Source organism: Geodermatophilus sp. SYSU D00710 (assembly GCF_054050195.1).
On sequence record NZ_JBJGYX010000049.1, the window covers coordinates 22,335 to 38,117 of the forward strand.

A 15,783-nucleotide genomic window follows, 5' to 3' on the forward strand; every position below is an offset into this window, starting at 1 on the left:
CCATGACCGCGGTCCGCACGCGCAGGGTCCTCGACGGCGTCGGCGTGGACGCGGTCCTCGCCGCCGCCGAGAAGCACGCGACCGCGCACGGCCACCGGGTCGTCATCGCGATCGTCGACGCCGCGGGGCGGGTGCTCGCCCTGCGCCGGACGGAGGACAGCCAGGCCGCCAGCGACCAGGTGGCCCTCGACAAGGCCCGGACCGCGGCGGTCTTCGTGCGGCCGAGCCGGGAGATCGAACAGCAGGTGACCGGCGGGCGGCTGGGCGCGCTGGCGCTGCACGGCGCGCGGGCGCTGACCGGAGGCGTGCCGCTGACGGTCGACGGCCAGGTCGTCGGCGCGATCGGCACCAGCGGCGAGACCCCGGACGAGGACGAGGCGGTCTCCCTGGCCGGCGCGGCCGCGCCGTTCAGCACCCGCGAGGTGCCGGCGCTGGGCGCCACGGCCGCGCAGGTCGCGATCCGGGCCGTCGCCGACGCGGCCACCTCCCGCGGCGTGGCGCCGGTCGCCGCGGCCGTCGACGCGGGTGGCGACCTGGTGTACCTGTGGCGCCCGGACGCGGCGCAGGTCGCCAGCGTCGGCGTCGCCACCGACAAGGCCCGCACCGCCGCGCTCTACCGGCGGCCGAGCCGGGACTTCGAGCAGCAGGCCTCCGGCGGGCGCCCGTCGGCGCTGCACCTGGCCGGCGCGGTGCCGCTGCAGGGCGGCATGCCGATCGAGGTCGACGGCCACGTCGTCGGTGCCGTGGGCGTGAGCGGCGCGTCCTCGGCCGACGAGGACCAGGAGCTGGCCGAGATCGGCCGGGACGCCGGCCGGCGGGCCGCCTCCGGCACCGGCGTGCAGGACGCCGTCCTCGTCCCCGCGCCCGAGGTCGAGGAGCGGTTCCGCTCGGGCGGACTGCTGGTCGACACCGCCCGCTACCAGGTCGACGCCGGCCGGCGCACCGCCCCGGGCGCGGTGGAGTACCACGCCGCCGTGGTCGACGTCATGCGGGTCGTGCAGGGCCGGGCCACGGTCGTCACCGGGGGCACGATGCGCTCCGCGCACGAGGTCGGGCCGGGTGAGCTGCGCGCCGAGGCGCTCGACGGCGGGACCGCCCACGACCTCGGCGAGGGCGACGTGCTGGTCGTCCCGGCCGGCGTGCCGCACCAGTTCGTCGACGTCTCCGACCCCTTCCTGTACCTCGTGACGAAGGTGGTGGCGTAGCCGTGGCCACGGCCACCTCCACGGCCGTCTCCACGGCCGCGCCGACCGGCCGGCGCCCGGCCGCCGACCTGCCGCGGCCGCCGCAGCTGCTGCCCGGCGCCCCGGCCGCGGTCGTCGACCTGCAGACCGACGAGGGCGCCGCGCTGGTCGGGGCCACCTGGCGGTACAGCGACGCCCGGGTCGAGGAGATCGACTTCGTCGAGGTCGGCTCGCCGGCCGACCCGCTCGGCCCGGGCGACGTCCCGAACCGGACCTTCGACGTGCTGCCGCACGCGGGGGCGGCCGACTTCGACGACTCCGCCTGGCGCGTGCTCTCGCCCGGCGACACGCAGCTGCGCCTGGCCGGCGGGCGGGTCTGCTTCAACTGGTACCGGGTGAGCGTGACCCTCCCCGAGCGCGTCGGGGACCTGGACCCGACCGGGACCACCGTGGTCTTCGAGGTCGTGGTCGACGACTACGCCGAGGTCTGGGTCGACGGCCGGCTCCCCGTGGCGCTCGGCGACACCGGCGGCCAGGTGGTGGCCGGCTTCAACGCCCCGAACCGCGTGGTGCTCACCGACGACGCCCGGCCCGGCCAGACCTTCCGGATCGCGGTGTTCGGCGCCAACGGCCCCGTCTCCGCCTCCCCCCGCAACTACATCTGGCTGCGCAGCGCCACGCTGGACCTCTACCCGGCCGACCGGGCGCGGCGGACCGAGCCGGTGCCGCTGCGGACCACCCGGGCGGACGCCGGCCTGGACGCCGTCCTGGAGCCGGGCACCGGGGCGGAGCGGGTCGCCGGCGGCCTCGAGTCCACCGCCGGCCCGGTGTGGACGGCCGACGGCGCCCTGCTGTTCAGCTCACCCGCCACCAACCACGTCTACCGGTGGACGCCCTGGGGCGGGGTCACGGTGTTCCGGTCGCACAGCGGCTACGCCGGCACCGACATCGGCCGGTTCACCGCGCCCGGCTCGGCCGGGCTGGCCGTCGACCCGCACGGGCGGCTGACCATCTGCCAGCACGGCAACCGCCGGGTGCTGCGGGTGGAGCCGCACGGCGACACCACCGTCCTGGCCGACCGCCACGAGGGCCGGCAGCTGAACAGCCCGGAGGACCTGGTGTACCGCTCGGACGGCACGCTGTTCTTCACCGATCCGCCGTCCGGCCTGCCCGGCGGCGCCGACGACCCGGAGCGGGAGCTCCCGTTCAGCGGCGTCTTCTGCGTGCGCGACGGCGTCGTGCGTCTCGTCGAGGGCGGACTCGCCGATCCCGGTGGGATCGCCCTGTCCCCCGACGAGCGGCACCTCTACGTCGCCGACCGGGACCCCGGCCGCCCGGCGGTCGTGCGCTACGACGTGGCAGCCGACGGCACGCTGTCCGGCGGCCGGGTGTTCGTCCACCCGGCCGGCGGCGAGGACGCGGTGGACGGGATCACCGTCGACCGGGACGGCGACCTGTACGTCTGCGGGCGCTCCGGGATCCGGGTGCTGTCCCCCGACGGCGGGCACCTGGGCACGCTGCACCTGCCGGAGCGCCCGGTCGGCCTCGCCTGGGGCGACGCGGACCGCCGCACCCTGTACGTCACGGCGCGCACGAGCGTCTACCGCATCCCGACCGGGATCGGCGGCGTCGGTCCCCGCGACGAGGAGGACCGATGAGCACCGGACTGGACGTCGGCGCCGTGCTGCCGGACTTCGAGCTGCCCGACGAGAACGGGACCCCGTGGCGGCTGTCGCAGCTGCAGGGCTCCGACGCCATGGTGCTGCAGCTCGGCCGGGGCGAGCACTGCCCCCGGGAGCGGGCCCACCACCGGGAGCTGCTCAGGCTCCAGGAGGTCCTCCCGATCGCCTTCACCTCGCTGGTCACGATCGTGCCGAACGACCTGCACGACACCTACAAGCTCAAGAGCTCCACCGGCGCCTGGTGGACCTTCCTCTCCGACGGCGACCTCGCGGTCCAGCGGGCGCTGGGCATCGACGAGTACACCGACCCGCACCACCCGGCCACCGTGCCCCACACGCTGGTGCTGGCGCCGGGCCTGGTGGTCGACCGCGTCTACTGCGGCTACTGGTTCTGGGGGCGCCCGTCCGCCGACCAGCTCTGGCGGGACCTGCAGGACCTGTTCCGGCGGACCAAGGCCGACTTCGACCCCACCACCGCCGAGGCGCGCGCGGCCTGGAGCCGGGCCCGCGCCTCGGCCTGACGCGGACGGCCCCGGACCGTGTCGGACGTCTGGACCCTCGACGTCCCCGCGGGCGAGAAGGTCCTCCGCACCGTCGCGGTCTACGCGGCGCTCGCCCTGCTGCTGCGGGTCGCCGGGAAGCGCAACCTGGCTCACCTGAACTCGTTCGACCTCGTCGTCGTGCTGCTGCTGTCCACCGTCGTCCAGAACGCGCTCATCGGGCCCGACGACAGCGTCGCCGGGGGGCTGCTGGCCGCCGCGGTGCTCGTCGCCACGAACGCCGTCGTCGTCCGGGTGGTGTCCCGCTCCGAGCGGGCCGTCCGGCTGTTCGAGGGCTCCGACGTCCCGCTGATCCGGCACGGCCGGTTCCTGGACCGGTCGCTGCGGCGGGAGGGGCTGCGGCGCGCGGACGTCGAGGCCGCCCTGCGCGCCCAGGGTGCCGACGGCGCCGGCGACGTCGCCGAGGCGGGCCTCGGTCCCGGCGGCAGCATCGTCGTCTGGCTCGAACCGGCGCGGATGTCCGCGACGCGGGGGGACATCGACGCGGTCCACCGGCGGCTCGACGCCATCCAGCAGGCGATCGCGGCGGCCACCGCGGACGGCGCCCGGCGCGGCCGTCCAATCTCACCCGGGTGAGATCGGACGGAGGGGGAGGCCCCCCACCCGCGGGCGCGCCAGGCTGGCTCCCGGACAGCCCGGGGAGGGACGATGCCTCAGCTCAGCCGCCAGGCGCTCGCCGACAGCGACACCGCCGACAGGGACACCGGCCGCAGGGACACCGCCGACGCGGAGCTGCTCGCCCGGCTGCGCGCCGGCGACGCCGCCGCGTTCGCCGCCGTCGTCGACGACTGGTCCCCCGTGATGCTGTCGGTCGCCCGCCGCTACGTCCGCGACCGGCACGCCGCGGAGGACGTGGTCCAGGAGACGTGGCTGGCGGTCATCGGCGGGATCGCGCGCTTCGAGGGACGGTCCACGGTCCGCAGCTGGGCGTTCTCCATCCTCATCAACCGGGCCAAGAGCCGGTGGGCGAGGGACGCGCGCGTCGTGGCGTCGGCCGACCTGACCGGCTCCCCGGCGCCGGGACCGACGGTCGACCCGGCCCGCTTCCAGGGGCCCGACGGCGCCTACCCCGGGCACTGGACCTCGACCGGCGCCCCCCGGGCCTGGGAGCAGCCGGAGGACGGGGCGCTCAACCGGGAGGTCGGCGAGCACCTGCGGCGCGCCTTGGCGGGACTGCCCGACCGGCAGCGCCTCGTGGTCGAGATGCGCGACGTGCACGGCCTGTCCGCCGAGGAGACGTGCGCGGCGCTGGAGCTGTCGGCCGCCAACCAGCGGGTCCTGCTGCACCGCGGCCGGGCGGCGCTGCGGTCCGCGCTCGAGGACTACTACCGCGGCTGAGCGCCGGTCCATGCTGGGGGCCGCGGGCGGAGCCTCCGCCGACGAGCCCGGGAGGACACCGTGGACGACCTCGCCGGCACCGTCGCGCTGGTCACCGGGGCGGCCTCGGGCATCGGCCGGGCCAGCGCGGTCGCCTTCGCGCAGGCGGGTGCCGCGGTGGCGCTCCTCGACGTCGACGCCGACGGCCTCGCCGGCACCGCCGACCTGGTCCGCTCGGCGGGTGCCGAGGCCGAGGTGGTCGTCGCCGACGTGACCGACCTGGCCGCCGTGACCCGCGCGGTGGACCGCACCGTGGAGCGCTTCGGCCGGCTGGACGCCGCGCACAACAACGCGGGGGTGGCCGGTCCCTTCGTGCCGCTGGACGAGTACCCGCCGGAGGAGTTCCTGCGGGTCCTGCAGGTCGACCTGGTCGGCGTCTGGCACTGCATGCGCGCCGAGATCGCGCACATGCGCCGCCGGGGCCGCGGCGCCGTCGTCAACACCTCGTCGATGCTCGGGGACGCCGCGATGGCGGACAACGGCGCCTACGTCGCCGCCAAGCACGGGGTCAACGGCCTGACCCGGGCGGCCGCGGTCGAGCTCGCCGGGACCGGCATCCGCGTCAACGCCGTCGCGCCGGGGGTCACCAGGACCGGGATGACGTCCGAGGTCAGCGCCGAGCTGCTGCAGCGGGTGCCGCTGTCCCGGATCGCCGAACCCGGCGAGATCGCCGCGGCCGCGGTGTGGCTGTGCTCGCCGCAGGCCAGCTACGTCACCGGGACCGTCCTGGTCGCCGACGGCGGGTGGCTGGCGGGGTGAGGCCCCGGGGCGACCGCACGCGGCCGGCCCCCGGGATCAGAGCAGGCCCACCGAGCGGGCCCGCAGCACCGCGTCGTCGCGCGACTCGGCGCCCAGCTTGCGGTAGATCGCCCGCAGGTGCGTCTTCATCGTGTTGGGGCTGACGAACAGCGAGCCGGCCATCTCCCGCTGCGACATCGTGGTGGGGAGCAGCGAGAGGACGGCCAGCTCCCGCTCGGTGAGCGGCTCCACCGGGACCGCGGCGGAGTCCCGGACCCGGCGGGCGCGCTGCTCGCGACCGAGCCAGTCCCGGACGGTCGGCCCCGGGTCGGCGCAGTCGCGGAGCACCGCCGCGGCCGCGGCCAGCCACCGCTCCCCGTCGCGCCCGGCGTGCCGGGCCGCCTCCGCCGCCGTGACCAGGGCGGCGGCCTGCTCGACGCGCCCCGCACCGCGGGCGGCGAGCCCGGCGGCCGCCTCGGCGGAGTCCGCGGCGTCCTCCCACCGGCCACGGAGGAGGGCCAGCCGCGCCGCGGCCAGCGCGGGTGACATCGCCACGAAGTGGGCGCCGACGGCGGCGTCCGCGACGACGTCGTCGGCCCGGGCGATCGACTGCTCCGCCGACCCCGGGTCCCCGGTCAGCACCGCGACCAGCGCCTGCGACCCGAGGGCGTAGACCTGCGCGAGCCGGTTGCCGGTGTCCTCCGCGCGGGCCGCCGCCCGGTGCAGCCGCTCCCCCGCCCGCCGCAGGTGGCCCAGCCACAGCGCGCAGACGCCGCCGACGAGGTCCTGCACGGTGTCGAGGAAGGGATCGGCGGGCCGCCCCCGCAGGGCGGCGAGCCGCTCCTCGGCCCGCGGCACGTCCCCCGCCTTGAAGGCGTGCAGCGCCCGCAGCACCTCGAGGTGGAGGTCGTCGGCGGGCACGGAGGCCGCCGCCAGCGCCGCGCCGGCCTCGTCGAGCTGCCCGCGGTCCAGGTGCAGCCACACCCGGGCGCCCGTGAGCCCGGCGTCGGCGGCGACCTGCCCGGGCGGCAGGGCGTCCAGCCAGCCCTGGACGGTCTGCAGGTGGCCCAGGTTGAACTGGGCCCGCCACCCCTCGCCGACCAGCGCACCGGCCAGGACGGCGTCCCCGGAGGCGAGGGCGTGCCCGATCGCCTCCTCGGGCTCCCCGTGGTCCCGGAACCACCCGGCGGCCCGGCGGTGCAGCAGGGCGGGGTCGTCGAGGCGGGTGCGCCGCAGCTCGTACTGCAGCAGGTCGCGGAACAGCTGGTGGTAGCGGAACCACCGTCCCTCGTCGTCGAGGGCGCCGAGGAAGAGGTTCGCCCGTGCGATCTCGTCGAGCATCGCGACGGCGTCGTCGCCACCGGTCACGGCGTCGGCCAGCGGCGCGCACAGCCGGGGCAGCACCGACGTGCGCAGGAGGAACTCCCGCAGCCGCGGCGGCAGCGAGCCCAGCACCTCCTCGCCGAGGTAGTCGACGACGTGCCGGTCGGCGCCGGTGAACCTGTCGACGAAGTCCGCCCGGGCCTGCCGGTCGGCCCGGTCGGTGAGGCGCAGGGCCGCCAGCTGGAGGCCGGCCGCCCACCCCTCCGTGCGGGCGACCAGCCGCTGCACTTCCCCGGCGGAGAGGCCGGGCACCGCGGCGCGGTCGAGCAGGTCCGCCGCCTCCTCGGCGGTGAACCGCAGGTGCTCGTCCCGGACCTCGGCCAGGTCACCGGCGACCCGGAGGCGGCTCAGCGGCACGGGCGGGTCGGTCCGGGAGACGACGACCAGGTGGAACGTCGCCGGGGCGTGGTCGAGCAGGGCGGCGACCGAGCGGTGCACCGGCGCGGAGTCGACCAGGTGGTAGTCGTCCAGGACGAGCACCAGGTCCCGGCCGGCGTCGGCCAGCTCGTTGACGAGCACGGGCAGCACGTCGCGCTCGACGTCGGCGCCGGCCGCGTCCAGCCGCCGCAGCGCCGTGGTGCCGACGTGGGCGTCGGCCTGCTGCACGGCGAGGAGGAGGTACCGCCAGAACCGGGTGACGTCGCCGTCCGCGGGATCCAGGGACAGCCAGCCGGCCGGGACGCCGGCCGCGCGCAGCCACTGGGCGACCAGCGTGCTCTTGCCCCACCCGGCCGGGGCGACCACGAGGGTCAGCCGGACGTCCCGGGCCCGCGCGAGCCGCCCGACCAGCCGCGGCCGCTCGACCGGCCGCCTGCCGAGCGCGGGGACGAAGAGCTTGGTGGTGATGACCGGCTCGACGGAGGCGCCCTCCCGCGGCACGGGGAGCAGCACCGGCCCGCCGCGCGCGCGGACCGGCGTCGCCTGCACCGACGAGAGCACCATGACCCGTCCGCTCCTCCCGGTACGAGCCGCTCCGGGCGGCTGTCGTCGGGTCGGGCACAGCCTGGCAGCGGCCCGCCGGGCGCGACAGGGCTCTCCGCCACGGGAACGCGGCCGGGTGCGGTCCCGGCGTAACGCGGCGGGCGCGGACGGGACCACGGGGGCATGACGACGACCGCGCCGCAGGTCCTGGGGACCACGCGGACGAGCTGGCACCGGCTGGCCGAGCACGTGCTCGCCGCGGGTCAGTTCGCCGCCGCCGGGACGATCCGGCTCCGGCCCCGTCCGGGGGGCTTCACCACCACCGTCGGCATCGGGAACCGGCAGCTCGCCGTCGTGGGCGACGAGCTGCTGGTGGTCCGCGACGGCTCGGTCCGCTCCCGGCCGCTGACCACGCTGGGCGACGCCGCCCGCTTCGCCGGGGTGGAGCTCGGGCTGCGCGGCAGCTACCGGCCGGCCACCGACCCGGACCCGGACGCGCCGCTGCCGGTCGACCCGGCCGCCGCCCGCTGGCTCGCCGACTGGCTCACCCTCGGGCAGGCGTCGCTGCGCCGGTTCGCCGCGCAGCTGGAGCAGCCGGCGGAGCCGGTCCTCTGGCCCGAGCACCTCGACGTCGGCATCACGCTCGGCGCGGTCAACTACGGCTCCTCCCCCGGGGACGACGCCATCCCGGAGCCCTACCTCTACGTCGGCCCGCACGGGGGACCGCCGGTCCGGGACGCGTACTGGAACGCACCGTTCGGCGCCGCCGCCGGTGCGGACCGGATCACCACCACGCACGACGCCGTCCGCTTCTTCCACCACGGACGGTCACTTCTCTCAGGGAGCGGGACGTGAAGGGTCTGCAGGGCAAGAAGGCACTGGTCACCGGCGGCAGCTCCGGCATCGGGCAGGCGATCGCCATCCGGCTCGGCGAGGAGGGCGTCGACGTCGCGATCAACTACGTCGGCCCGCCCGACGGCGCCGAGGAGACCAGGGAGGCCATCGAGCACGGCGTCGAGATCTGCATGAAGCAGATGTCCGCCGCCGGGACACACCCGATCCTGGTCGCGGCCGACGTGTCGCAGGAGGACCAGGTCGCCGCGATGTTCGAGCGGGTCCACGACGAGTACGGCCGGATCGACTACCTGGTCAACAACGCCGGCATCCAGGTCGCCGCCGACACCGACGAGCTCCCGGTCGCCGCCTTCGACAAGGTCCTCGCGGTCAACCTGCGCGGCGCGTTCCTGTGCGCGCAGCAGGCGATCCGCTCCTGGCTGTCGACCGGCACCGGCGGCAGCATCGTGAACGTCTCCAGCGTCCACCAGGTCATCCCGAAGCCCCGGTTCGTCGGCTACTCCGTCTCCAAGGGCGGCATGCAGAACCTCACCCGGACCCTCGCCCTCGAGTACGCCGGCCGGGGCATCCGGGTCAACGGCATCGGACCCGGGGCGACGGTCACCCCGATCAACCGGTCCTGGATCGACGACCCGGTCAAGCGGGAGATGGTGGAGAGCCACATCCCGATGCGCCGCGCCGGCGGCGCCGAGGAGATGGCCGCGGCCACCGCGTTCCTGTGCTCGGACGAGGCCGCCTACGTCACCGGCCAGACCCTGTTCGTCGACGGCGGGCTCACCCTCTACCCGTCGTTCGAGACCACCTGGTCGTCGGAGTGACGGCCCTGCACGACCGGCCGTCGGTCGACGAGCGGACGGCCGGGTGGTTCCCGTCCCGCTGGGGACCCGACGACGCCGCGGGGGCGCTCAACGAGATCACCCCGGAGACGGTGCTGGCCGCGGTCTCCCTGGTGCGGACCGGGCAGGTGCACGACCTCGCCCACGTGCTGCACGCCGACGTCCCCGCCTTCCCCGGGCGCACCTTCCGGTCCTACCTGACGACCAACTACCACCACGTCAACCGCCGGCGCCCGGACGGCGGCCCCGAGGGCTGGGGCCGCAACGCGGTCAACTGGATCGTCGAGCAGGTCACCGCGACCCAGCAGATGGGCACCCACCTCGACGCGCTCAACCACCTGCAGGCCGGTGACCGCACGTACAACGGCCACCGGCTGGCCGACATCGCCGAGGACTGGGGCACCAACCGGCTCGGCGTCGACACGCTCCCGCAGGTCGTCACCCGCGGGCTGCTGCTCGACGTCGCCGCGGTGCGCGGGGTCGACCGGCTCGGGCCCGGCGACGTCGTCACGGTCGCCGACGCCGAGGCCGCGCTGGAGGGCCGGACGCTGCGCCCCGGGGACGGGGTGCTGTTCCACACCGGCTGGGGCGGCTGGTGGGGCGTGGACGACGACCGCTACGCGGCCGGTGAGCCCGGCCCCGGCACGGAGCTGGCCGAGTGGCTCGCCGCCTCCCGGGTGGCCCTGACCGGCTGCGACACCTGGAGCTACGGGCCGGTGCCGGCCGAGGACCCGGCCGAGCCGTTCGTGGTCCCCCAGACGCTCAACGTCCGGCACGGCGTCGTCGTGCTGGAGAACCTGCGGCTGGCCGAGGCCGCCGCCGCGGGGCTGCGCGAGTTCCTGCTCGTCGTCAGCCACGCCAAGCTGCGCGGCGCCACCGGCGCCTGGGTCACCCCGCTCGCGATCACCTGAGGAGAGGTCCGCCATGAGCGAGCACGCCGACGTCGTCGTCATCGGGTCGGGCGCCGGCGGTGGTGCCGTCGCCTGGGCCCTGGCCCCCACCGGGAAGCGGGTGCTGCTGCTGGAGCGGGGCGACTGGCTGCGCCGCGAGCCGCAGAACTGGGACCCGCAGGCGCTGTGGGCCGACAAGCGCTACGCCAACAGCGGCCAGTGGACCGACGGCGCCGACGGGCGGCGGTTCACCCCCAAGCAGCACTACTACGTCGGCGGCAACACCAAGTTCTACGGCGCCGTCCTCTACCGCTTCCGGGAGCGGGACTTCCGCGCGGTCCAGCACGTCGACGGCGTCTCCCCCGCCTGGCCGATCTCCTACGCCGACCTCGCGCCCTACTACGACCGCGCCGAGGCGCTGTACCAGGTGCACGGCACGCGGGGCGAGGACCCGGACGAGCCGCCGGCCACCGGCCCCTACCCGTGGCCGGCGATCAGCGACGAGCCCCGGATCGCGCAGCTGCGCGCCGACCTGACGGGCGCGGGCCTGCACCCGTTCTCGCTGCCCAACGGGATCCTGCTCGACGAGGCCCGCCCCGAGCTGTCGGCCTGCATCCGCTGCGCGACCTGCGACGGCTTCCCCTGCCTGGTGAAGGGCAAGGCCGACGCGCAGGTCATGTCCGTGGAGCCCGCGCTGCGGTACCCGAACGTGGAGCTGCGGACCCGCGCGCGGGTGGTCCGGCTGGACACCGACCCCTCCGGGCGCAGCGTCTCGCGGGTGGTCGTCGACCGGGACGGGCAGCGAGAGGAGTACACCGCCGACGTCGTCGTGCTGGCCGCCGGCGCGATCAACTCGGCCGCCCTGCTGCTGGCCTCGGCGAGCGACCGGCACCCGGCCGGTCTGGGCAACGGCTCCGGGCACGTGGGCCGGCACCTGATGCTGCACAACAACTCGGGGCTGGTCGCGTTCTCCAAGACCCCCAACCCGACCCGGTTCCAGAAGACGCTCGGGGTCAACGACTTCTACTGGTCCGACCCCCTCGACCCGGACTGGGAGTACCCGGTCGGCTCCATCCAGATGAACGGCAAGAGCGACGCCGTCCTCATCGGCTTCGACGTCCCCGACGCCCGGGACCCGGCCGACCTCGCGCGCCACTCGATCGACTTCTGGCTCACCACCGAGGACCTCCCGCTCGACGAGAACCGGGTGACCGTGGACGCCGACGGCGGGATCCGGCTGTTCTACCGCCGCACCAACGCCGCCGAGGTAGCCCGGCTGCGGATGCGCCTGATGGGCCTGCTGGACTCCATCCGCTGCGAGCAGGACGTGTACGAGAACCGGCAGTACGCCGGCGGCCAGCTCGGCATCGGCGGCGTGGCCCACCAGAACGGCACCATCCGCTTCGGCCCCGATCCGGCCACGGCGCCGCTGGACCTGGACTGCCGGATGCACGAGGTGGACAACCTCTACGTCGCCGACTCGAGCTTCTTCGTGTCCAGCACCGCGGTGAACCCGACGCTGACGATCATCGCCAACGCGCTCCGGGTGGCCGACGTGATCGCCGACCGGCTCGGGGTCCAGGCCGCCGCCCCCGCCGGCCTCCCCGCCCCGCGGGCGGCCGGTCCGGCCGTCAGCACGGTCCGCTGACCTGGGCGGGACCGAGCCCGGCACGAGATCGGCGGTCTCGTGGTGATCAGGCGCTGATGACCACGAGACCGCCGATCTCGCGGTCCGCTACCGCCCGCCGTGGCCGGACCGCGGGCGTGCGCGGGGTCGGTCAGGCAGCTCAGAGCTCAGTGAGCAGCCATTGGCGCTACAAAGGCACCTCCGGAAGTCCCGGCGCGGGGCCGCGCCCTCACAGGTCGAGGGTGACCGCCGTCGTGGGCCGGGCGCAGCAGACCAGGACCAGCTCGCCACCCGGTGCCTCGAGCGGATCGGGGTCGTAGGTCACCGCGCCGTCCACCAGCGGGGTCTCGCAGCTGTGGCAGACGCCGGTGCGGCACGACCAGCGCACCGGCACGTCGCACGCCTCGGCCAGCTCGAGCAGGCTGGCCCACCGCGAGGGGTCGAACGCCGTGGTGACCCCGGCCCGGGCGAAGGTCACCGCCGGCCCGTCCGATGCGGGGGGCTGCGGTGCGTGGGCCGGCGTCCCGCCCGCCGCCGTGACCGTCCCGAACGACTCCACGTGCACCGCGGACGCCGGCACCCCCAGGGCGTCGAGCATCCGCCGCACGTCCGCGGCGAACCCGTCCGGCCCGCACACGTAAGCGGCATGGGAGGAGTCCACGCCCAGGGCGGCGAGGGCCTCGAGAGTCAGCCGGCCGGCCGCGTCCGCCTGCCCCACGGCGCCCGGCGCGGTGTACCGCACGTGCCGCACGGCCGCGGGCATCAGCGCCAGCGCCGCGTCGGCCTCCGCGGCGAAGGAGTGCTCCGCCGGTGAGCGGGCGACGTGCACCCAGACCAGCCGTCGCTCCGGGCGGGTCGCGGCCTGGGCGAGCAGGCAGCCGAGCACCGGCGTGACCCCGATGCCGGCGCTGACGAGCACCGCCGGCTCGGGGGCGTGCGGGTCGAAGCCGAGGTCGCCCCGCGGAGCCGCGACCTCCACCCGAGCGCCGGCGGTCAGCGCGCGCACCAGACCGCTCCCCCGGCCCTCGCGCTTGACCGAGACCCGCAGCTGCGGCCCGGCCGGCACGGAGAGCGAGTAGCTGCGGACCACCGGCCCGCCGGCGTCGGCCAGGCGCAGGGACACGTACTGACCGGGCAGCCAGGAGGGCGCCGCGCCGCCGTCCCCGGGAGCGAGGTGGACGGAGAGGACGTGCGCCGACTCGCGGACCACCCGCGTCACGGTGAACGGGCGGAACCCCGGGTACGCGGGATCGGTGGCGGCCTGCGGCGCCAGGCCCGGGTTGCCCGGCCGGTCGCCCGCCGCCAGCAGCTGCCGGAAGGACTCCTTCCAACCCTCCGACAGTGCGGGGACCCCCAGGGCCGCGCGCAGCGTGGCCTCGTCCCGCGCCGGCGTGTACAGCAGCTGCGAGACGCGGCGCACGGTCAGGCCGGCGGGGTCGCGGCGCACGACGTGGACCGGGTCGCCCGCGCCGACCTCGCCCTCCCGCAGCACCCGCAGGTAGAAGCCGGGGCGGCCGTGCGCGGTCAGCAGCGCCGGCATCCGCGGCTCGTCCAGGCGGATCCCGACCTTGTGGCAGGTGACCCGCGGCTGGGTGACCTCGAGGACCGCGCCGCCGATCGCCAGCCGGTCGCCGACGCAGACCTCGTCGTCGGCCAGCCCCTCGACGGTGAGGTTCTCACCGAACGTCCCCGGGTCGGGCAGCCGCCGGCCGAGGTGGCGCTCCCAGTACGCGTAGGACTCGCGCTGGTAGACGAAGACGGCGCGGTGCTCGCCGCCGTGGCCCACGGGGTCGGCCTGGGCGTCCCCGTCGACGTTGAGCCGGCGCACCCACCGGCGGCCGGCCACGGGGGTCTTCCAGATCGCGGTCTCGACCTGCCGGCCCCGCCAGGCCACCGTGCGGGGGCGGCCCACGGACACCGCGACCAGGCGTCCGGGTGGGGTCACGAGCACCTCCGGACGGTCACGCGCCGCCGGTCCGGGCGGCCGGGGCCGGACGCGGCCCGGGGACGGCGGGGGCGGGCGGGCGGCCCAGGATGCCCAGCGCCGCCGCGGGGAACACCAGCACCGACAGCAGCCCGGCGAACACCAGCGCCGCGGCCGTGGTCGCGGGCAGCCGGCCGGTGGCGGTGCCGATCTGCGCGGCGGTGACCAGCAGCGGCAGCGAGGTGGCCTGCAGCAGGCCGGCCGCGACGGCCCCGGCCCGTCCCAGGGAACGGCGGTAGAGCACGGCCGGCAGCCCGCGGACGACGAGCAGCGCGGCCAGCAGCACCGGCACCTGCAGCAGCGCCGACGGCTCCGCGAGCAGGCCGCGCAGGTCCAGCTGCACCCCGCTGCTCACGAAGAACACCGGGACGAGGAAGCCGTAGCCGATGGCCTCGAGCTTGGCGCGGAACCGGGGGTGGGTGGCGGAGTCGCGGTCGACCAGGCCCACCAGCGCGCCGGCGAGGAAGGCGCCGAGGATGGTCTCCAGGCCCAGCCGCTCGGCGAGCGCCACGAACGCGACCAGCAGCAGCACGACCAGCCGGACCCGGATCTCGGCCGTGGTGTCCTGCAGCCGGACGAGCACGTCGCCCAGCCGCATCGACATCCGCACGCGGTCGGCACCGACGGCGAGGGCCGCCACCAGCAGCCCGAAGCCGACCAGGAACAGCGCCGTCGTGCCGGCACCACCGCCGGAGGTGGAGAACAGCAGGGAGAGCAGCACGATGGCGGCGAAGTCGGAGACCGACGCCGCCGCGATGGTCGTCTGCCCGACGGGGTCGCCCACCCGGCCGGCGTCCTTGAGCACCGGCACGACCAGCCCGAGCGACGTCGCGGTGAGGGCGACGGCGAGGAACAGCGGCGCCGACGTCCAGCCGGCCGCCTGGGCCCCGAGGCCGACGAGCACGGCGAGGGCCAGGCTGACGCCGTACCCGAGGCCGGCGAGCCCGAGCAGCCGCCCGCGCAGCCCGCGCAGGTCGATCTCCAGCCCGGCGAGCATGAGCAGGAAGGCCAGCCCGACCAGGGCCAGCACCTGCACGGGCAGGTCCACCTCGACCCACCCGAGCACCGAGGGACCGAGCACCACGCCGGCGACGATCTCGAGGACCACCGAGGGGACGCGCAGCCGGGGCGCCCAGCCGAGGGCCAGCGGTACCAGCGCCGCGACGGCCGCGACGACCAGCAGGTTGGTGAACGAGACGTCGGGCACGGGGACCTCCACGCAGAAGGGTCAGACGTCGGCGGCGTCGAGGGCGTGCAGCCAGACCTCGGCGACCGTGGGGAACGCCGGCACGGCGTGCCGCAGCTCGGTCAGCGGCACCCGCCCGGCGATCGCGACCACGGCCGAGTGCAGCAGTTCCTGGACGCCGCTGCCGGTGATCGTGGCGCCCACGAGCACGCCGGAGGCCTCGTCCACGACCAGCCGCGTCGTGCCCTCCTGCGCGTCGCCGAGCACGTAGGAGCCGGGGACGTCGCCGGTGCCGACGTCGAGGACGCGGACGGCGACGCCCCGCCGGCGCGCCTCCGCCGCGGTCAGCCCCACCGCGCACACCTGCGGGTCGGTGAAGGTCACCCGGGTCACGGCGTCCCGGCTGGCCCGGTCGCGGACGTCCCGCCCGGTGATCACGTCGGCGGCGATCCGGGCCTGGTACTTGCCCATGTGGGTGAGCGGCGCCAGGCCGGTGCAGTCGCCGACGGCGTACAGCCAGCCGCCAGGGACACCGGTGGCGCGGTGCCGGTCGTCGACCG

General features: G+C 76.3%; 13 protein-coding genes and 1 pseudogene. 10 read left to right on the plus strand and 4 right to left on the minus strand.

Going from position 1 to position 15,783, the window contains the following annotated elements; genetic code table 11:
• Positions 1–2: 2 nt before the first annotated feature.
• From ACI78U_RS18870 to ACI78U_RS18895, 6 genes are all read left to right on the plus strand, one after another.
• Positions 3–1,205 carry a heme-binding protein gene (locus ACI78U_RS18870; RefSeq protein WP_456876937.1) on the plus strand — a complete coding sequence of 401 codons (1,203 nt, stop codon included), beginning with the start codon at positions 3–5 and terminating at the stop codon, positions 1,203–1,205.
• A gap of 2 nt (positions 1,206–1,207) precedes the next feature.
• Positions 1,208–2,842 carry an SMP-30/gluconolactonase/LRE family protein gene (locus ACI78U_RS18875; protein ID WP_456876925.1) on the plus strand — a complete coding sequence of 545 codons (1,635 nt, stop codon included), beginning with the start codon at positions 1,208–1,210 and terminating at the stop codon, positions 2,840–2,842.
• Positions 2,839–3,387, plus strand: a complete 549-nt coding sequence (locus ACI78U_RS18880) for a redoxin domain-containing protein (protein ID WP_456876926.1) — start codon at positions 2,839–2,841, stop codon at positions 3,385–3,387. The genes ACI78U_RS18875 and ACI78U_RS18880 overlap by 4 nt, the downstream gene beginning before the upstream one ends.
• An 18-nt stretch (positions 3,388–3,405) precedes the next feature.
• The gene (locus tag ACI78U_RS18885; RefSeq protein WP_456876927.1) at positions 3,406–4,002 is read left to right on the plus strand and encodes a YetF domain-containing protein; all 597 of its coding nucleotides are present in this window, start codon (positions 3,406–3,408) and stop codon (positions 4,000–4,002) included.
• A 72-nt stretch (positions 4,003–4,074) separates the two neighbouring features.
• On the plus strand, positions 4,075–4,764 hold the full coding sequence (locus ACI78U_RS18890; protein WP_456876928.1) for an RNA polymerase sigma factor: 690 nt from the start codon (positions 4,075–4,077) through the stop codon (positions 4,762–4,764).
• Between the two features lie 60 nt (positions 4,765–4,824).
• On the plus strand, positions 4,825–5,562 hold the full coding sequence (locus ACI78U_RS18895) for an SDR family NAD(P)-dependent oxidoreductase (RefSeq protein WP_456876929.1): 738 nt from the start codon (positions 4,825–4,827) through the stop codon (positions 5,560–5,562).
• A 36-nt stretch (positions 5,563–5,598) separates the two neighbouring features.
• On the opposite strand, the gene ACI78U_RS18900 is transcribed toward ACI78U_RS18895, so the two are convergent.
• Complete coding sequence (locus tag ACI78U_RS18900) at positions 5,599–7,866, minus strand: LuxR C-terminal-related transcriptional regulator (RefSeq protein ID WP_456876930.1); 2,268 nt, start codon at positions 7,864–7,866, stop codon at positions 5,599–5,601.
• Between the two features lie 162 nt (positions 7,867–8,028).
• Here ACI78U_RS18900 and ACI78U_RS18905 point away from each other — a divergent pair, with 162 nt between their 5' ends.
• The 4 genes from ACI78U_RS18905 to ACI78U_RS18920 are packed head-to-tail and all read left to right on the plus strand — an operon-like array spanning position 8,029 to position 12,074.
• Entirely contained in the window at positions 8,029–8,700 is a 672-nt protein-coding gene (locus ACI78U_RS18905) for a hypothetical protein (RefSeq protein WP_456876931.1), read from the plus strand.
• A complete protein-coding gene (locus ACI78U_RS18910) occupies positions 8,697–9,518 on the plus strand; it encodes a glucose 1-dehydrogenase (protein ID WP_456876932.1) in 822 nt (273 codons plus the stop codon). Before ACI78U_RS18905 ends, ACI78U_RS18910 begins: the two co-directional genes overlap by 4 nt.
• Positions 9,515–10,447, plus strand: a complete 933-nt coding sequence (locus tag ACI78U_RS18915; RefSeq protein ID WP_456876933.1) for a cyclase family protein — start codon at positions 9,515–9,517, stop codon at positions 10,445–10,447. Before ACI78U_RS18910 ends, ACI78U_RS18915 begins: the two co-directional genes overlap by 4 nt.
• A gap of 13 nt (positions 10,448–10,460) precedes the next feature.
• Positions 10,461–12,074 (plus strand): GMC oxidoreductase, encoded by a 1,614-nt coding sequence (locus tag ACI78U_RS18920; RefSeq protein WP_456876934.1) that lies wholly within the window; start codon positions 10,461–10,463, stop codon positions 12,072–12,074.
• 208 nt (positions 12,075–12,282) lie between these two features.
• On the opposite strand, the gene ACI78U_RS18925 is transcribed toward ACI78U_RS18920, so the two are convergent.
• The 3 genes and pseudogenes from ACI78U_RS18925 to ACI78U_RS18935 form a co-directional block, all read right to left on the minus strand.
• The gene (locus ACI78U_RS18925) at positions 12,283–13,998 is read right to left on the minus strand and encodes an MOSC domain-containing protein (protein WP_456876935.1); all 1,716 of its coding nucleotides are present in this window, start codon (positions 13,996–13,998) and stop codon (positions 12,283–12,285) included.
• Positions 13,999–14,014: 16 nt separating this feature from the next.
• Positions 14,015–15,244 (minus strand): cation:proton antiporter, encoded by a 1,230-nt coding sequence (locus tag ACI78U_RS18930; RefSeq protein WP_456876936.1) that lies wholly within the window; start codon positions 15,242–15,244, stop codon positions 14,015–14,017.
• A 21-nt stretch (positions 15,245–15,265) separates the two neighbouring features.
• Positions 15,266–15,783, minus strand: a pseudogene (locus ACI78U_RS18935) (pyridine nucleotide-disulfide oxidoreductase); the annotation flags it as partial.

Coding starts and splice junctions, on each gene's coding strand:
- ACI78U_RS18870 (WP_456876937.1), top strand. CDS start 3: ATGACCGCGGTCCGCACGCGCAGGGTCCTCGACGGCGTCGGCGTGGAC.
- ACI78U_RS18880 (WP_456876926.1), top strand. CDS start 2,839: ATGAGCACCGGACTGGACGTCGGCGCCGTGCTGCCGGACTTCGAGCTG.
- ACI78U_RS18890 (WP_456876928.1), top strand. CDS start 4,075: ATGCCTCAGCTCAGCCGCCAGGCGCTCGCCGACAGCGACACCGCCGAC.
- ACI78U_RS18900 (WP_456876930.1), bottom strand. CDS start 7,866: ATGGTGCTCTCGTCGGTGCAGGCGACGCCGGTCCGCGCGCGCGGCGGG.
- ACI78U_RS18905 (WP_456876931.1), top strand. CDS start 8,029: ATGACGACGACCGCGCCGCAGGTCCTGGGGACCACGCGGACGAGCTGG.
- ACI78U_RS18920 (WP_456876934.1), top strand. CDS start 10,461: ATGAGCGAGCACGCCGACGTCGTCGTCATCGGGTCGGGCGCCGGCGGT.